Here is a 16379-nt window from a genome sequence, read left to right on the forward strand (position 1 = left end):
CGGGCCCCGACAAAAGCGCGTCGTCGTTCGTCGAGGCGGCCGGCGGCGGGGCGGTCGGGGAGGCCGGCGGCGCCGTCGGGGAGGCCGGCGGCGCCGTCGGGGCCGGCGCTGCAGGAAGCGGCCGCTCCTCGGACGTGCCGGGAGAAGATGGGACCGATCTAGAACAGCGGTTCCAGGTCGTCGGCGTCCTCCTCGACGAGCTCCTCGAGGTTCTGCTCGCTCTCGGCCTGGATGTCCTCGATGTTGTCCTGGGCTTCGATCGCGACCTGCTGCAGTCGCTTGATCCGCGGGACGTTCGTGACGCCCGACAGCAGGACCGAGGCCGACACCTCGGGGACGTTGCGCGGGTAGTCGCCGCCGCGGACCTCCATGCTGCCGGTCTCCTCTTCGAGCCACTTCCGACCCCGCTCGATTCCCTTGCGGTTGAGGTAGTCCGGCGGGCCCGAGAGGACCAGCAGGGCGCGCTCCGCGCCGTCGGTCTCGCAGGGCAGGGTCAGCCGACCGAGGGCGGCCTTGCGAACGAGGCTCGTGATCCGGTTGGTCGTGTTCGCGGCGTCGAGGCCGTCGCCGCCGGTCGAGCCGCCGCCGCCGGTAAAACGAGAGAGCAGGCCGCCGTCGTTGGTGAGGTCGACCGTTTCGGAGGCGTAGCCGACGGTCGAGACGCCGCCGCCGGAGAGCGTGTTGATGATCTCCGAGGAGTCGACGACGCTCTCGGCGACCTCCTGACCGGCCTGGACCTCGCCGGCGCCGAAGAGGACGCCGAACCGGCGGACGATCTCCTCGTTGATCTGGTCGTAGCCGCCCTCGACGGACTCGCCGGTCTGTCGCCAGGAGTCGTTGTCGAAGACGAGCAGGTTGTCGACCTCGCGGACGAACGTCTGGAACGACCGGGCGGCGTTGAGCGTGTAGATGCCGCCCTCGTCCGTGCCCGGCAGGACGCCGAGCCCGTAGACGGGGATCGTGTAGATCCGCTTGAGGTGTTTCGCCAGTACCGGCGCGCCGCCGGAGCCGCTCCCGCCGCCCATGCCGGCGACGATCAGGAACGCGTCGACCTCGTGGGTCGGGATCGCGTCGATCGCGTTCTGGACCTCGTCGATGTCCTCCTCGGCGACTTCCGCGCCGAGCTCGTTGTCCGCACCTACGCCGTGTCCTTTCACGCGCGCCTGTCCGATGAGCACGCGGTTTTCCTGTGGGATCCGCTTTAGACCCATGAGGTCCGCTTTCGCGGTATTGACGGCGATCGCCGCGCGGACGATCCCGCTGTTCGTTCGATCGTCGTAGTCGAGGAATCGATCGACGATTTTTCCACCGGCCTGCCCGAATCCGATCATCGCCAGCTTCATTGGTTTTCTAGGGGCTCCGTTGGATAGAGAACAGAGGCATGAGAGATATAAACTTTGTGTCCAGAGAATTTCACGCTCGCTAGCCATTTCGTCGAAATCGACGGACTGAGGGGCTCTCGACCGCGTTCGATCGGCCCGACGAACGCGGTATTTCGAGGACCGCAGGGAGGGTTTAGGTAAGGGTTGGGGTCGAACTGATCGCCCACTAAATAGGGGCCGACGGGGCAGGATCGGTGAGCGGTCCCGAACCGACGCTCGGGCCGATCGTTCGACCGGTCCGAACCTACGAGCCCGCCGTCCGGTCGGATCGAACCTCGCGTCCCTCACCGCGTTCGGGCGATCCCTGCAGATACGACGCGAGCGTCGTCAACTCGTCGGTCGTGACGCCGAACGCGGTGACGTCGTTGTCGGCCACCGTGTTGTCCAGGTCGAGCGCCCGTCCCTGGTCGGCGCCGAACGGAACGAACGGGATCGGATCGGCGAGGACCATCCCCGCTTTCGAGATCGACATCGGCACCGGGACGATCCGGACGGATCGACCCTCGGCCGCGTAGACCTGCCGCGTCACCTGCGCGAGGGAGAGTTCCTCCGGGCCGCCGAGTTCGTACGTCTCGCCGGCGCGCTCTTTCTGGTCGACGCAGTCGGCGAGCATCGGCGCCAGGTCGCCGACCCAGATCAGCTGGTAACGCGTTCGTCCGCCGCCCGGCAGCGCGGTCACGTACGGCGTCGTGATCAGCTTGACGAACCAGAGGAACTCGCTTCCCTCGCCGAAGACGATCGACGGACGGACGATCACGCCGCCGAGCGACGACTCGCGAACGACTCGTTCCGCGCGCCCTTTCGCCCGCAGGTAGGCCGTCTCCGCCTCCGGATCGACCCCCAGCCCGCTCACCTGGACGAAGCGGTCGACGTCGGCGTCCGCTGCCGCGCGCACCAGATTCTCCGTCCCGCCGAGGTGTACCGACTCGTACGCCTCGTCGGGGAGATCGAACAGCGGTGACGGCGAGACGAGGTTGACGATCGCGTCCCGCCCCGCGACCGCCTCGGCGAGCGATTCCGGTTCGGTGACATCGCCCGCCGTCGCGTCCACGCGCGCCGGCAGGTGCGCGTCCGCGGGCTCGCGAGCGAGCGCCGCGACCTCGTGACCGCGATCGACGAGTTCCGCACAGAGCGCCGAGCCGATGAATCCCGTTCCGCCGGCGACGAGTACGTCCATACGTCACCGTTGGGCCCCAGCACGGATAATATCTGTGCGAAACGGGCGATCGAGCGCGATCGCCCCACTCGACAGAATCATGTGCGCCGACGAGCGAGTCGAGGGCATGCTCGTCACGCTCGAGGGGATCGACGGGAGCGGGAAGACGACGGTCTGGGAGGCGCTGGTGGCGGAGTTCCCCGACGCGACGTTCACCCGCGAGCCCACGGACTCGCGCTACGGCGACGCGGTCTACGAGTCGATCGCCGACGAGGACGCCGACCCCCTCGCCGAGCTCTTCCTCTACACCGCAGATCACGCCGACCACCTCGCGCGGGTGATCGAACCGGCGCTCGAGCGCGGCGACCTGGTGATCTCGGATCGCTACGCCGACTCGCGATACGCTTACCAGGGAGCGACGCTCGAGGGCGAGATCGACCGGCCGATGGCGTACGTCCGCGGGATCCACGCCGCCTTCACGATCGAACCCGACCTGACGCTGTACTTCGACCTGGATCCCGAGACGGCCGCGGCCCGCGCGGGGTCGACGAACAAGTTCGAACGCGCCGACTACCTCGCGCGGGTGCGCGAAAACTACGAGCACCTCCTCGAGCACGATCCGCACCGCTTCGTCCGGATCGACGCGACGCAGCCGCCGGAGGACGTGATCGAGGGCGCCATCCGAGTCGTCGAAGACGCGGTGAAAGCCGAAGGGACCTGACGATCACCGCGGACCTTGTCCGTCGGCGGGACGGACGGACCACCGCGGGTACGCCCCGCCGGCGACGTGCAGGCGGATGCGGTCCCCGGGCTCGAACCGGAACGCCGTGGGCCAGCACTCGACCGTCACCCGACGGGGACCCGTCGACTCCGTCCGCTCGGCCGGGCGAAGCCGTACCAGCCCGTCGCAGACGGATCTCGATTCTCGCCGGCCCGGCGGCCCGGGATGGACCGGACGCGAACCGGTAGCACACACTCCGCCAGCGCGAGGAGAGGGTGGGCGACGAGTAGCGCGCGTTCCCCATCGTTCGCGTGGCGCTCGGGAGAAAGGACGCGACTCGCGGTGTCCGGAGCCGGCGAGAGAACGAGCGGAGCCCGCCCGCGTCAGTCCATCGCGATGTAGGTTTTCGTGTCGGTCACCCCGTCGTGCGACTGGATTCCCGCGGAGACGGCCTTCAGGACGTCGTAGACTTCGGGCGCGTCCACCTCCGCGATGATGTCGAAGTTGCCCGCCACGATGTGGGCGTCGGTGACCGACTCCACGTCCCGGATCGCATCCAGGAGTCCTTCGGACTTTCCGGCCGTGGTCTTCACCATGATGAACGCGTGGACCATCGCCGGTGTGATACACCCTGACACGACTAAAGCCTTTGCCCGGGGCGTTCGCCCGGTCGAGGCGCTCTCGCACGTCCAGCGGTGGACCCGTCGACTCCGTCCTCGCGGCGGAGTCGCTCCGGGGCAAACTTATTGACTGGGGCCGGCGTACCCGGGAGCATGCGGTTCGTTATCGTCGGTGCCGGACGCGTCGGGCTGCGAACCGCCCGCGTCCTGCGCGAGGAAGGCCACGAGGTGACGCTGATCGAGCGCGACGAGTCGAAGATCCGGCGCGCTCGGTCGAACGACTTCGACGTCGTCGCGGGCGACGGCTCCCGCGAGGAGGTGTTAGGAGAGGCGGGACTCGAGGACGCCGACGCCCTGGGCGCGCTGACCGGCGACCTCAACGTCAACTTCGCGGCCTGCATGATCGGCAAGCACTACGACTGTCGGACCATCATGCGGATCGACGACGACTACCGCGAGCAGATCTACCGCAAGTACGCCGACGAGGTCGACGAGGTGGTCTACCCCGAGCGACTGGGAGCGATCGGTGCAAAAAACGCCCTGCTGGGCGGAACGATCCGCGCCATCGCGGACATCGCCCAGCACCTCCAGGTCGTCGAGCTGACGATCACCGACGACGCCCCGGTCGAGGGGTACTCGATCAGCGAGCTGGAACTGCCGGCCGACGCAACCCTCCTCGCACACGGCAAGGAAGGGGCCGAGTACGCGATCCCGGGCCCCGACGAATCGCTCACCGCGGGCGACCGGCTGGTCGTCCTCGCGGACTTCGCGGTGCTGAGCGACGTGCGCCAGATCGTCGTCGGTCGGACCGCCGGCCGCGCGACCGCAGACGCCGGAGGTGTCAACTGATGGTTACCGCATTCATCATGGTCAAGGCGAACACGGGCGAAGCGGACCGACTCCGCGAGGAGATCGAATCGATCGACGGCGTCGTCTCCGCCCACATCGTCGCGGGCGACGTCGACCTCATCGCGAAGGCGAGCGTCGACGCTCCCGCAGCGGTCAAGCAGATCGCCGCGACGGAGATCCAGGGAGTGGACGGGGTCGAAGGGACCCAGACGTACATCGCGATGGACTGACCGTCCCGGGACGATCGATCGGATCGCACCGATCGAATCACGTCGGCCGGACCGGGTCACGTCGCCCGGACCGGGTCACATCAACCCGATAGCACCGTCCCAGCAGTCCTGCGCACCCGCACCGCTGGCGCCGGCCGAGAGCCGGCGGGAGCGAACTACGGCGGCGCGTCTCCACCCTCGGCGGCTCCCCGTCCCCGGCTCTGAGCGTTCTCGAGCAGCGTCGCCGCGGGTCCGCGGTACTCGTAACCGGGGATCAGTCCCTGCGCGTAGGTACCTTCGACGTACTCGATCAGCGCCTTCGCGTCCTCGACGCCCTCGGCGGCGTTCCAGGCGGCGTACTCCAGGGTCACCCGGATCACCGACGGCTCGCGAGTCACCGCGGGCGCCTCGTGCGTATCCGTTCGCGCCACGTCGAAGACGTCCTGGAGTCGCCGCTCCAGCGTCTCGGCCCAGTCGTCCTCGACGACGGCGGGGACCGGTCGGTCCGCGACCGCCGCGTCCAGGGAGGGCAGTTCGATCACGACGACGAACTCGCCGTCGCGTCGCCCCTCGGCCGGCTTGGCGTCGACGAGGGCGTCGAAGACGGTCGTCGTCAGTTCGTAGCCGCCGTCGGCCGGTTCGAACGCGTCGTGGGCGTCCAGTTCGCGCTCGACCGGGTCCGGGAGGGAAGCGTCGTCGCTCATCGTGCGAGCGGACGTGACGGACGAAAAAGGGCGTTGCGCTGTGGGCGCGGACCGAGCCTCGTGCATCGACGTATCGCGGAGTCATCCCGCCGACCTCTCGCGGGCTCACCCCGCCGATCTCACGAGGAGTCATCCCGCCGACCTCTCGCGAGCTCACCCCGCCGACCTCACGCGGAGTCACTCCGTCGACGCCAACGCGTCCACGACCGTCCGGTCCACCGTCCCGTCGGCGATCAGCGCCGCGACGCGCTCGACGTCGTCGGTGAGGGGGCGATCTTCCGTCAGCGGCGGGACGGTTTCGCGCACCAGGTCGGTCACGGCGCCGGTCCCGGTGCCGTGGGCGAGGTCGTCGTCGACGTACTCGGCCGCCTCCGTGGCGGCGCAGAGCTCCGTCGCGACCACGTGCCGGGCGTTGGCCAGGGCGGTCCGGGCGTGCACGGCCGACTGGGCGCTCATGCTGACGTGGTCCTCCTGGCCGCCGGAGACCGGCGTGTTGTCGATCGAGGGCCGCCCGAGCGAGCGGTTCTCGTTGACCAGCGAGGCGGCGGTGTACTGGGCGATCATGTACCCCGACTGGACGCCGCTCTCGGGGGCCAGGAACGGCGGCAAGTGCGGTTCCTGCAGGTTCGGGTTGAGGATTCGATCGATCCGGCGCTCGGCGATGGCGGCGAGTTCGGTCAGCGCCGTCGCGACGTAGTCGAGGCGCAGCGCCAGCGGCTCGCCGTGGAAGTTGCCGCCGGAGAGGACGGCCGCCCGGTCGGTACCGCTGGCCCGCGGGTCGGCGTCCGCCGCGTCGAACACGAGCGGATTGTCGGTGGCGCTGTCGAGCTCGACCGCGACGGCCTCCCGGAGGTGGGCGACGGCGTCGCGGACGGCACCGTGAACCTGCGGCAGACACCGCAGCGAGTAGGCGTCCTGGACCCGGTCGCAGTTGCGGTGGGACTCGACGATCTCGGAGTCGGCCGTCAGCGCCCGGATCCGCTCGGCGCTCTCGCGGTGACCGACGTGAGGGCGGACCTCCTGGAGGATGGGGTGGGCGGGGACCGTCGAACTCATCGTCACCTCCGTCGTCAGGGCGCCGGCGGCGTCGGCCGCTTCGAGGAGACGCTCGGCGTCGACGACGAGCAAGGCGGCCAGCCCGACGGTCAGCTGCGTGCCGTTGATTAGCGCGAGTCCCTCCTTCGGCGCGAGCGAGAGCGGTTCGAGGCCGACCGTCGCGAGCGCCTCCTCCCCCGGAAGTCTCCGGACGCCGTCGGCCGTCTCGACGTCGGCCGCCCCCTCGCCGATCAACACGAGCGCCATGTGCGCGAGCGGGGCGAGGTCGCCGCTCGCGCCGAGACTGCCCCGGGAGCGGATCGCGGGGTTGATCCCCTCGTTCAGCATCGCGACGAGGTGGTCGACGACGACCGGCCGCACGCCCGAGTACCCCTTCGCCAGCGCGTTGAGCCGCGTGAGGAGCATCGCGCGGACCGCCTCGCGCTCGAGTTCGGGCCCGGCCCCCGAGGCGTGACTGCGAAGCAGGTTGTGCTGGAGGCGCTCCAGCTCGTCGGGCGCGATCCGCTCGTCGACGAGCTCGCCGAAGCCGGTGTTGACGCCGTAGACCGCCTCGCCGGAGTCGACGACGTCGGCGATCCGCTCGCGGGCGGTCCTGACCCGCTCGCGGCCCTCGGGAGTCAACTCGACGGGCGCGTCGTGACGGGCGACGAGCGCGACGTCCTCGGGGGTCAGCGACTCGCCGTCGATACGAACTGGGTCGACGTCCCGGCCGCCGTCGGACGCGGCGTCGCGGGCGAGATTCGAGGGTCCGACCGCATCGTCCTCAGCCATCGACCCGCTCACCTCCCTTCAGCACCGTCTCGACCCGATTGACCCCGAAGCTGTAGGGGACGTGGACGTGCGACGGCGCGTCGAGGACCAGCAGGTCGCCGGACGCCCCCTCGCGAAGCGTTCCCGTGCCGTCGTCGCGGCCGAGCGCCAGCGCGCCGCCGCGGGTCGCCGCCGCGATCGCACCCGCAGGCGTCATCTTCATCTCCGCACACGCGAGCGCGACCGTGAAGCCCATCGATTGTGAGTGACAGTTCGGGTTGAAGTCCGAGGCGAGCGCGACCCGCGCGCCCGCCTCGCGGAATCGCCCGGGTTCCGCGTAGTCGGTTCCGAGCGAGAAAGCGGCCGCGGGCAGCAGCGTGGCGACGACGTCCGCGTCGGCCAGCGCGGCGGCATCGCCGTCCGTCGCCCGGAGCAAGTGATCGGCGCTGACGGCCCCGAGGTCGGCCGCGACCTGCGCCCCGCCCGTCCGCGCGAACTCCTCGGCGTGAATCTTCGGCGCGAGGCCGTACTCGCGGCCCGTCTCGAGAATCCGCCGGCTCTGATCGGGCGTGAAGACGTCCTCCTCGCAGAAGACGTCGCAGAACTCGGCGATCCCCTGGTCGGCGACGGCGGGCAGCTGCTCGTCGATCACGCGCTCGGCGTACGTTCCGGCGTCCTCGCCCGCGGGAACCGCGTGAGCGCCCATGAACGTCGGGACGACGTCGACGGGGTGGGCCTCGTCTGCGCGATCGATCGCCTCGAGCATCCGGAGTTCCGTCCCGCGATCGAGCCCGTACCCCGACTTGACCTCGACGGTCGTCGAGCCGTGGGCCAGCGCGACGTCGAGCTGTTCGCCGAGGTTCGCAGCGAGTTCCCCGACGGTCGCCTCGCGCACCGCCCTCACTGTCCGCAGGATCCCGCCTCCCTCGGCGAGGATCTCCTGGTACTTCGCACCCCGCAAGCGGGCGGCGAACTCGTCGGATCGATCCCCGGCGAAGAGCGCGTGAGTGTGCGAGTCGACGAATCCCGGAATCACGCTGCGCCCGCCGGCGTCGATCGCCGTCTCGGCGTTCTCCGGCGGGTGCTCGCGGATCACCGCCTCGGTCGGCCCGACGGCTGTCACCGACCCGTCGACGATCGCGACCGCGCCGTCCTCGTACCGCTCGAGCGAGGGTTTCGTTCCGGGGACGTCGTCGTCGGGTCCGACGACGACCTCCGCGGCGTCGTAGACCACCGCGTCCAGTTCAGACACGGCAACCACCCCCGAGACCCGCGGCGGGTGCGGTGCACGCGGTCGGCGCTTCAGACACGGCGACCACCCACCGATCCGCGGTCGGCGTAGCCGGCCAGCGCGTGTGCGACCGCTCTCGCCGCCGCGCGGGCCGTCCGCTCGCCGCCCTCCAGACCGGGCGCGCACTCGACGATTTCGACCCCCGCCAGGCGGGCGTCGGCACAGACGTCCCGCAGGCACCGGAAGAGTTCGCGGGTCGTCAACCCGCCGGGCGTCGGCGCGCTGGCACCCGGCGCCGCCGGCGCGTCGAGCACGTCGACGTCGACGCTGACGTAGAGGTGGTCGACCCCGGAGACGGTTCGCTTCGCCCGGCCGAGGGCCGCTTGCCGGTCTTGGCCGACCGCCTCGCTCGTCACGACGGCGCCGCCCTCGGCCCGGAGCCACTCGACGTACGCCGTCGTGGTCTCGAAGTGGCGGGCGCCGACGACGGCGTACGCGTCGAGTCCCCGTTCGAGGAGCTGGCGGTAGGGGGTGCCGCTGGTCGGCCCGTCCACCGGCTCCCGGACGTCGAGGTGGGCGTCGAAGTTCAGGACGCCCACCGATCCTCGCTCCAGCAGCGGTGCGACGTTCGGAACGGTCAGCGAGTTGTCGCCGCCGAGGAAGACCGCCAGCGCGTCGAGGTCGTGAACGGCCGCAGTGACGTCGGCCGTCGACGCCTGGACGGCGGCCACGTCGGTTCGATCGTCGAGGTCGATCTCGTCGGTCGGCCACGACAGGTCTCCGAGGTCCCCCACGTCGCCGGGGGTGCCCGCCTCGACGTGGTGGGTCTTGACGCCGGCGAGGGCGTCGCGGATCGCCGCGGGTCCGCTCCGCGCGCCTCGGCGACCGATCACGGCGCCATCGTAGGGTTCGCCGAGGACCACGGCGTCGTACTCCCCGGCCGCTTCGAGGGCGGTCGGCTCGACCTCGTCGCCGAACGTCTCGTCGTTCGGATCGCTCGACGGCGATTTCCAGACCGGCGGGTCGGCGATCGTCGCGTCGCTCATCGTCCCTCCGTTCGGTCCCGCATGGGGATCGCCACGTCCGATTCCTCGGCCGTCTCGAGGGCCTCCTCGTAGCCGGCGTCGGCGTGGCGGATCACGCCCATCCCCGGATCCGTGGTGAAGACCCGGCGGGCCGTCTCGGCGGCGAGGTCGGTACCGTCGAGGACGACGTGGTTGTTGGCGTGTACCGCGTTGCCGATGCCGACGCCGCCGCCGTCGTGAACCGACACGATGTCGGCGCCCGCGGCACAGTTGAGCAGCGCGTTGAGGATGGGCCAGTCGGCGACGGCGTCGGTGCCGTCGCGCATGGCCTCGGTCTCCCGGTTGGGCGAGGCGACGGAGCCCGCGTCGAGGTGGTCGCGGGTGACGACGATCGGCGCGGAGATCTCGCCGTCGCGGACGAGTTCGTTGATGCGGAGCGCGAAACGGGCGCGCTCCGTGAGCCCGTCCTCGCCGGATTCGACGGGTTCAGCGTCCTCGCGCGGGCTTCGCCCGTTCGAGCGGTCCGCGGAACTGCAATCTGCGCTCCCTCCGTTTCGAGGCGCCTCCGGCGCCTCGCCAGTCTCGTACCCCAACCAGCAGACCCGCGAGGGCAGTCCCTGGAACTGCACGCGTTCTTGCGCGAGATCGATCCACCGGGCGAGCGCCTCCTTCTCGGGGAATAGCTCGAGGACGGCCTCGTCGGTACGACGGATATCCTCGGGGTCGCCCGAGAGCGCGAGCCAGCGGAACGGACCCTTGCCCTCGCAGAACAGCGGTCTGATGTACGCCGGGACGAATCCCGGGAAGTCGAACGCGTCCTCGACTCCGCGCTCGTCGCGGACCTGGCCTCGAATGTTGTTGCCGTACTCGAAGGCGACGGCGCCGCTGTCCCGGAGTTCGAGGATGGCCGCGACGTGGCGCTCCATCGTGTCGAGGCTCTCCTCGCGATAGCGCTCGGGGTCTTCCTCTCGGAGGCGGTCGGCCTCCGGGACCGTGTAGCCGGACGGGTAGTAACCCTCCAGGGCGTCGTGGGCGCTCGTCTGGTCGGTGACGACGTCGGGGACGAAGTCGCGCTCGAGGAACGCCTCGAGCATGTCCGCCGCGTTGACGTGGACGCCCACGCTGTAGGGTTCGCCCGCGGCGGCCGCCTCCTCGGCGCGCTCGACGGCCTCCTCGAGGTCCGCCGTCTTTTCCTGGCAGTAGCCGGTCTCGATGCGTCGATCGATGCGCGTCTCGTCGACCTCGGCGGCGATGCAGACGCCGCGATTCATCGTCACGGCGAGGGGTTGTGCGCCGCCCATCCCGCCCAGTCCGCCGGTGACGACGATCCGCCCTTCGAGGTCGTCGGTGCCGTACTCCTGGCGCGCGAGGGCGGCCAGCGTCTCGTACGTTCCCTGGATGATGCCCTGGGTGCCGATGTACGCCCACGAACCCGCCGTCATCTGGCCGTACATGATCTTCCCCTCGGCCTCGAGCTCGTGGAAGTGCTCCCAGGTGTCCCACTTCCCGACGAGGTTGGAGTTGGCGATCAGCACGCGCGGGGCGCGCTCGTGGGTTTCGAACCGCCCGACGGGTTTGCCGCTCTGGACGAGCAGGGTCTCCTCGTCGCCCAGCTCGCGCAGTTCTGCGACGATCGCGTCGTACGCGTCCCAGCTCCGGGCGGCCCTGCCGGTTCCGCCGTAGACGACCAGTTCCTCCGGATTTTCGGCCACCTCGGGATCCAGGTTGTTGTTGAGCAGCCGGAGGGCGGCCTCCTGACGCCAGCCCTCGCACTCGCGGTCGGTTCCGGTCCTGGCGCCCTGGTACTCCCGCCAGGTGGCGCTCGGCTCTCCGCGGTCGAACGCCCGTTCTGGGTCGTGCATACCCGGGCGGTTGTACGTCCGTGTCAAAACGTATCCCCCCTCCGTACGGAGATGGATTCAAGTACTCGACGGACGACCGATCGGTATGCACGAGGCGACCCTGCGGCTCGAACCGGGCGGGCCCTACGGCGCGCCCACCGCGGGTACGGACGCCGTCGTCGAGCTGTGGTGTAACGACCACTGCGACCTGCTGGCGATCCGTGGCGAGGGCGGCGAACGGGTGCTCGCGGCGATCGAAGATCGCGTCGGCGTCAGCGACCGTATCGAACGCGAGGACCGGACGCTGGCGATCACGGCCGACTGTCTGCGCGAGCGTGAGGGAACGATCGAACGGCATCTCGGACGGCACGGCTGCCTGCTCTTGCCGCCGCTTCGGTACGCCCGCGGCGCGAAGATCTGTCGCGTACTGGCGCTCGACCCGGCCGACCTCACGGCGCTGTATCGCGATCTGGTCGACGAGCGGTCGGTGACCGTCGAGTCGAAGCGTTCGGTGGACGCACCCGCCGTCGAGGATCCCTTCGGCGCGGACGCCGGCGGCGCGCCCGCCCTGACCGACCGCCAGCGCGAGGTCCTCCTCGCCGCTCACGATCGCGGCTACTACGAACTCCCCCGGGAGACGACGACGGCGGCCGTCGGCGACGCGGTCGGCGTCGGCCGGCGGACGGCCGAAGAGCACCTCCGCCGGGCCGAGCGCAAGATCCTGGACGCGGTCGTCGATCGGATCGGTCCGTGAGACCGGCGCCGGGACCCGCGGGACGGTCGCCATCGCCGATCCAGAGATCCCCGTCGACGCTGGGGCCAGGGGCCCCCGACAGCGCGAGTCACGGGAATCCTCGGCAGCGCGGACCGCGGGAACCCGTCGACGCCGGATTACGGGGACCCCCACAGCGCGAGGCGCGGACTCCCTCCTCGAATCCCGACCGTTCGAACCCACCGATCGCACCAACGATTCGTTGCGGACGATAATCGGGACCTACCGAATTCCACGGCTCCCTATTACTACGTCGCGAGCCGGCGTCCACTGTCGGCATGGCAATCGACAGACGAGCCGCGGAACGCCGACGCTTCGCCCGACTCACCGGGCTCCTCGACGGCGAACGGACGGGGCTCCCGGTCGGCGTTTCGCAGGCGGGCGACGACGAATCCGCGGCCCCCGCCGACGAGGCGCCGGCGGAGGGCGCAGACGGTCGAACCGGCGGCGACGGGACGACGCCGGCCACCTGACTCCGGTCGGCGGCCGTCGTTCATCGATGGTAGCCGCTCGCGAACGGGTGCCGGCGGCTGGCGCCCACCTCGGGGTCAGGACACCTCGCGCTCGGCCAGCACCGCGTCCAGCGCGGTCGCCAGCTCCTCGAAGTCCTTCATCGTGAGTCCGTCCGTCGTCACGAAGACGCCCTCGCGCTCGGTGGTGACCCGGACCAGGAACCCGTTCTCGAAGACCCGGATGGTGTACTCGTAGTCGCCGACCTCCGATCCCTCGTAGGCGGCGCGCGCGGTCTGGAAGCCGCGCCACTCGTGGCCGATGAACGTCGAGAGGTCGGCGTCCCGCTCGAGGTCGTCCCGGAGGTACAGCTGTTCGAAGTCGTCGCGGGTGAAGTAGGTGATCGACCGCGTGCTGTCGCCGACGGCCGTTCGGCAGGCGACGACGATCCGTTCGGCCGTCTCCGCGGGCAGCAACCCCGATGTCATGACGCCCTCCTGGGACGCCGGATACTTCAACCGCGGGGTTCCGGATCGGGACCCGAAACCGCGGCCCAGTCGCCGGACGCGATACGATCGCGTCGCCCCGCGGCGAACGCCGGCCGGTAAGCGATCGTTACCGCCCGTCGCCGCACGGGTACGCGTTCCGGGCCGGCGACCGGCGCGAGCGCTCGAACGACGCCGGCCGACGCTGTACGTGACCGTTTCCGGACGTGACAGGGAGATTACCCCTCGAAACGATCTCCGGGTTATCTGACGACGGTGGACCCTGCACCCACAGCATGGACACGACGCCGGGATCGACCGGTACCGCCCGCAGAGGCGAGCCGGAGCGGCCCGTCCCGAGCGCGGCCGGAGCCCCGTGTCCCGGAGGTCCACCTGCGGCCGGAAAAGAACCACCTGGGGCCGGGGGAGCGTGATCGTCGTGCGCGTGCTGATGCTCAACTACGAGTATCCGCCGCTCGGCGGCGGGGCGGCCAACGCCACCCGCTACCTGCTCCGGGAGTTTTCGGAGCGGCCGGAGCTGACGGTCGATCTGGTCACCTCCTCGCCCGGGGGCTACCGGGAGGAGTCCCCGTCGGCCACCGTCGACCGCTACCGCCTCGACGTCTCCAAGCGGGACCGTCACTACTGGCGACAGTCAGAGATCGCCCGGTACGCCTGGAAGGCCTACCGGAAGTGCCGGGAGCTCGAGGCGACGCGGGAGTACGACCTGGTTCACGCCTGGTTCGGCGTGCCGAGCGGCGTCGTCGCGAGGCTGCTGGAGCCGCCCGCGCTCGTCGCGCTCCGCGGCAGCGACGTTCCCGGATACAACGACCGATTCGCCGCCCAGTACGTGCTCCTGAAGCCGCTCATCCGGCGGGTGTGGCGCGACGCGGCGGCGGTCGTCGCCAACTCCCGGGGGCTCCGGGAGCTGGCGCTGGAGACCGCGGACGTTCCGATCGACGTGATCCCGAACGGCGTCGCCGTCGAGGAGTTCGAACCCGTCTACCACGAACGGGATCGACTGCGGGTGCTGTGCGTCTCGCGGCTGATCGCGCGCAAGGGCCTCGGCGCGCTCGTCGACGCGGTCGCCGAACTCGCGGCCCGCGGCGGTCTCGACGTCGAGCTGACCATCGTCGGGGAGGGCGAACTGGCGGGGTCGCTGCGGACGCGAGCCGAGCGCCGCGGCGTCGCGGACCGGGTAACGTTCGCCGGCTACGTCCCCCACGACGAGATCCACCGCTACTACGAGGCGGCGGACGTCTTCGCGCTCCCGTCGCACAACGAGGGGATGAGCAACACGATCCTGGAGGCGATGGCGGCCGGCCTGCCGATCGTCACCAGCGACACCGGCGGTACCGCGGAGCTGCTCGGGGACAACGGAATCGTGGTACGAGCCGGCGACCCGACGTCCATCGCGACGGCGCTCGAGACGTACGCCGCCGACCGCGACCTGCTGGGACGACACGGTCGGGAGTCGCGATCGATCGCCGAGGAGATGAGCTGGACGGCCGTCGCGGATCGATACCTGGAGACGTACGATGAGATATGCGACGGGCGAAAACGATCCCGAGAATCGCTCGCTCGACCATGACCGACGACAGTTCGCGGAAGCCGTTCGCTCGACCATGACCGACGAAAGTCCGCGAAAGGCGTTCGCGCAGCCATGATCGACTGGCGAAAGCCCGTCATCCGCGCGGCGCTGGACCTGACCGGCAGCGACGTCCTAGAGAACCTGCGGACGATCCGCCGACTGTGGCGGGCCGATCGGGAGACGGTCGAGCGCTACCGGCGCGAGCGGCTGACCCGACTGCTGCGCCACGCCCACGAGACGGTCCCCTACTACGAAAATGTCCTCGCGGACGCCGGCGTCGTCGTCGACGGGGACGTGCACCTGGAGAACGTCGCGGAGGTCCCGCCGCTGACCAAGGCGACGATCCGCGAGGAGGGCGAGCGGCTGCACTCGACCGATCCCGGCCCGGAGCCCTACACCAACACCTCCGGCGGGACGACCGGGGAGCCGGTCGAACTCCGCCAGGACGAGCGCTACTGGCAGTGGAACGTCGCGAACAAGCTCTTCTACCAGGAGCTGGCCGGCAAGTCCCTCGGCGAGCGAGAGATCAAGCTCTGGGGTAGCGAGCGGGACGTCGAGTCGGCGTCGGCGTCGCTGAAATCCCGGGCGATCAACTTCCTCTACAACCGGCGGGTGCTGAACAGCTACCGGATGGGCGAGGCCGAGATGGCGGCCCACGTCGAGGCGATCGACGCGTTCCGGCCGCGGACGATCTGGGCGTACGTCGAGTCGATCCACCAGCTCGCCCTGTTCGTCGACCGGGAGGGCCTCGACGTGCACTCCCCCGCGGGCGTGCTGACGACCGCGGGGACCCTCCAGGAGCCGGTCCGCGAGACGATCGAACGAGCGTTCGAGACCCGCGTCCACAACCAGTACGGCTCCCGGGAGGTCGGCGACGTCGCCTGCGAGTGCGCGGCCCAGGACGGGCTGCACGTCTTTCCGCACACCCACCACGTGGAGATCGTCGACGACGACGGCGAACCCCTCCCGGCGGGCGAGAACGGCCGGATCCTCGTGACGCCGCTGTGGAACCGCACGATGCCGCTCGTTCGGTACGAAATCGGCGACATGGGGATCGCGTCGGCCGAGCCCTGCCGCTGCGGCCGACCGTTCCCGACCCTGGCGCACGTGACCGGTCGGGTGACCGATCACTTCCGCTCGATCGACGGCGATCTCGTCTATCCCGGCTACCTCCGGAAAGCGCTCTACCACCGCGACTGGATCGAGCAGTTTCGGATCCGCCAGACCCGCGCGGACCGCGTCGCGTACGAGATCAAGCGCCGCGACGGCCGATCGCCGCCCGCCTCCGATCTGGAGGAGATCGAAGCAGCCACCCGCGACCTGCTCGGCGAGGAGGTCGCGGTCGCGTTCGAGTACCCCGACCGGATCGACGAGAGCGGCTCCGGCAAGTTCCGGTACACGATCTCGGAGGTCGTCTGACCGTGACCGGCGAGGCGCCTCGGAACGACCGACCCTCGAACGGATCCACTCCGGGCGAGCGGCACTCGGATGGAACGTCATCGGGCGAGCGGCACTCGGATGGAACGTCATCGGGCGA

The 16379-nt window shown here is 70.2% G+C and carries 16 protein-coding genes; 7 read left to right on the plus strand and 9 right to left on the minus strand.

Features of this window, described 5'->3' with window-relative positions:
• Positions 1-158: 158 nt before the first annotated feature.
• On the minus strand, positions 159-1343 hold the full coding sequence (locus QZT59_RS16195) for a tubulin/FtsZ family protein (RefSeq protein WP_290818720.1): 1185 nt from the start codon (positions 1341-1343) through the stop codon (positions 159-161).
• 283 nt (positions 1344-1626) lie between these two features.
• Positions 1627-2559, minus strand: a complete 933-nt coding sequence (locus QZT59_RS16200) for a complex I NDUFA9 subunit family protein (protein WP_290818722.1) — start codon at positions 2557-2559, stop codon at positions 1627-1629.
• Positions 2560-2665: 106 nt separating this feature from the next.
• Here QZT59_RS16200 and tmk point away from each other — a divergent pair, with 106 nt between their 5' ends.
• Entirely contained in the window at positions 2666-3259 is a 594-nt protein-coding gene (tmk, locus tag QZT59_RS16205; RefSeq protein ID WP_290818724.1) for a dTMP kinase, read from the plus strand.
• A 383-nt stretch (positions 3260-3642) separates the two neighbouring features.
• Here the strand turns inward: tmk and QZT59_RS16210 are convergent, their stop codons facing one another.
• Positions 3643-3873: an Lrp/AsnC family transcriptional regulator gene (locus tag QZT59_RS16210; RefSeq protein WP_290818726.1), complete on the minus strand. Its 231-nt coding sequence runs from the start codon at positions 3871-3873 to the stop codon at positions 3643-3645.
• Between the two features lie 159 nt (positions 3874-4032).
• Here QZT59_RS16210 and QZT59_RS16215 point away from each other — a divergent pair, with 159 nt between their 5' ends.
• Together QZT59_RS16215 and QZT59_RS16220 are read left to right on the plus strand one after the other, a co-directional pair.
• Entirely contained in the window at positions 4033-4728 is a 696-nt protein-coding gene (locus tag QZT59_RS16215) for a TrkA family potassium uptake protein (RefSeq protein WP_290818728.1), read from the plus strand.
• Positions 4728-4958, plus strand: a complete 231-nt coding sequence (locus tag QZT59_RS16220) for an Lrp/AsnC family transcriptional regulator (protein WP_290818730.1) — start codon at positions 4728-4730, stop codon at positions 4956-4958. The genes QZT59_RS16215 and QZT59_RS16220 overlap by 1 nt, the downstream gene beginning before the upstream one ends.
• A gap of 155 nt (positions 4959-5113) precedes the next feature.
• On the opposite strand, the gene QZT59_RS16225 is transcribed toward QZT59_RS16220, so the two are convergent.
• The 5 genes from QZT59_RS16225 to hutU all read right to left on the minus strand — a co-directional run bounded on the left by QZT59_RS16225 (position 5114) and on the right by hutU (position 11565).
• Positions 5114-5641, minus strand: a complete 528-nt coding sequence (locus QZT59_RS16225; RefSeq protein WP_290818732.1) for a DUF5813 family protein — start codon at positions 5639-5641, stop codon at positions 5114-5116.
• 177 nt (positions 5642-5818) lie between these two features.
• The gene (hutH, locus tag QZT59_RS16230; protein WP_290818734.1) at positions 5819-7468 is read right to left on the minus strand and encodes a histidine ammonia-lyase; all 1650 of its coding nucleotides are present in this window, start codon (positions 7466-7468) and stop codon (positions 5819-5821) included.
• The gene (hutI, locus tag QZT59_RS16235) at positions 7461-8699 is read right to left on the minus strand and encodes an imidazolonepropionase (RefSeq protein WP_290818736.1); all 1239 of its coding nucleotides are present in this window, start codon (positions 8697-8699) and stop codon (positions 7461-7463) included. Before hutI ends, hutH begins: the two co-directional genes overlap by 8 nt.
• A gap of 50 nt (positions 8700-8749) precedes the next feature.
• The gene (hutG, locus tag QZT59_RS16240) at positions 8750-9724 is read right to left on the minus strand and encodes a formimidoylglutamase (protein WP_290818738.1); all 975 of its coding nucleotides are present in this window, start codon (positions 9722-9724) and stop codon (positions 8750-8752) included.
• The gene (hutU, locus tag QZT59_RS16245) at positions 9721-11565 is read right to left on the minus strand and encodes a urocanate hydratase (protein WP_290818740.1); all 1845 of its coding nucleotides are present in this window, start codon (positions 11563-11565) and stop codon (positions 9721-9723) included. The genes hutG and hutU overlap by 4 nt, the downstream gene beginning before the upstream one ends.
• Before the next feature lie 85 nt (positions 11566-11650).
• Here hutU and QZT59_RS16250 point away from each other — a divergent pair, with 85 nt between their 5' ends.
• Positions 11651-12298 (plus strand): helix-turn-helix domain-containing protein, encoded by a 648-nt coding sequence (locus QZT59_RS16250; protein WP_290818742.1) that lies wholly within the window; start codon positions 11651-11653, stop codon positions 12296-12298.
• Positions 12299-12594: 296 nt separating this feature from the next.
• On the plus strand, positions 12595-12789 hold the full coding sequence (locus QZT59_RS16255; RefSeq protein WP_290818744.1) for a hypothetical protein: 195 nt from the start codon (positions 12595-12597) through the stop codon (positions 12787-12789).
• Positions 12790-12864: 75 nt separating this feature from the next.
• Here the strand turns inward: QZT59_RS16255 and QZT59_RS16260 are convergent, their stop codons facing one another.
• The gene (locus tag QZT59_RS16260) at positions 12865-13254 is read right to left on the minus strand and encodes a hypothetical protein (protein WP_290818746.1); all 390 of its coding nucleotides are present in this window, start codon (positions 13252-13254) and stop codon (positions 12865-12867) included.
• 427 nt (positions 13255-13681) lie between these two features.
• On the opposite strand from QZT59_RS16260, the gene QZT59_RS16265 reads away from it, so the two are divergent.
• The gene (locus tag QZT59_RS16265) at positions 13682-14842 is read left to right on the plus strand and encodes a glycosyltransferase family 4 protein (protein WP_290818747.1); all 1161 of its coding nucleotides are present in this window, start codon (positions 13682-13684) and stop codon (positions 14840-14842) included.
• Positions 14843-14914: 72 nt separating this feature from the next.
• The gene (locus QZT59_RS16270) at positions 14915-16261 is read left to right on the plus strand and encodes a phenylacetate--CoA ligase family protein (protein WP_290818749.1); all 1347 of its coding nucleotides are present in this window, start codon (positions 14915-14917) and stop codon (positions 16259-16261) included.
• Positions 16262-16379: the final 118 nt, after the last annotated feature.

The sequence above is a fragment of the Halovivax sp. genome, assembly GCA_007119345.1.
Taxonomy (GTDB): domain Archaea; phylum Halobacteriota; class Halobacteria; order Halobacteriales; family Natrialbaceae; genus Halovivax.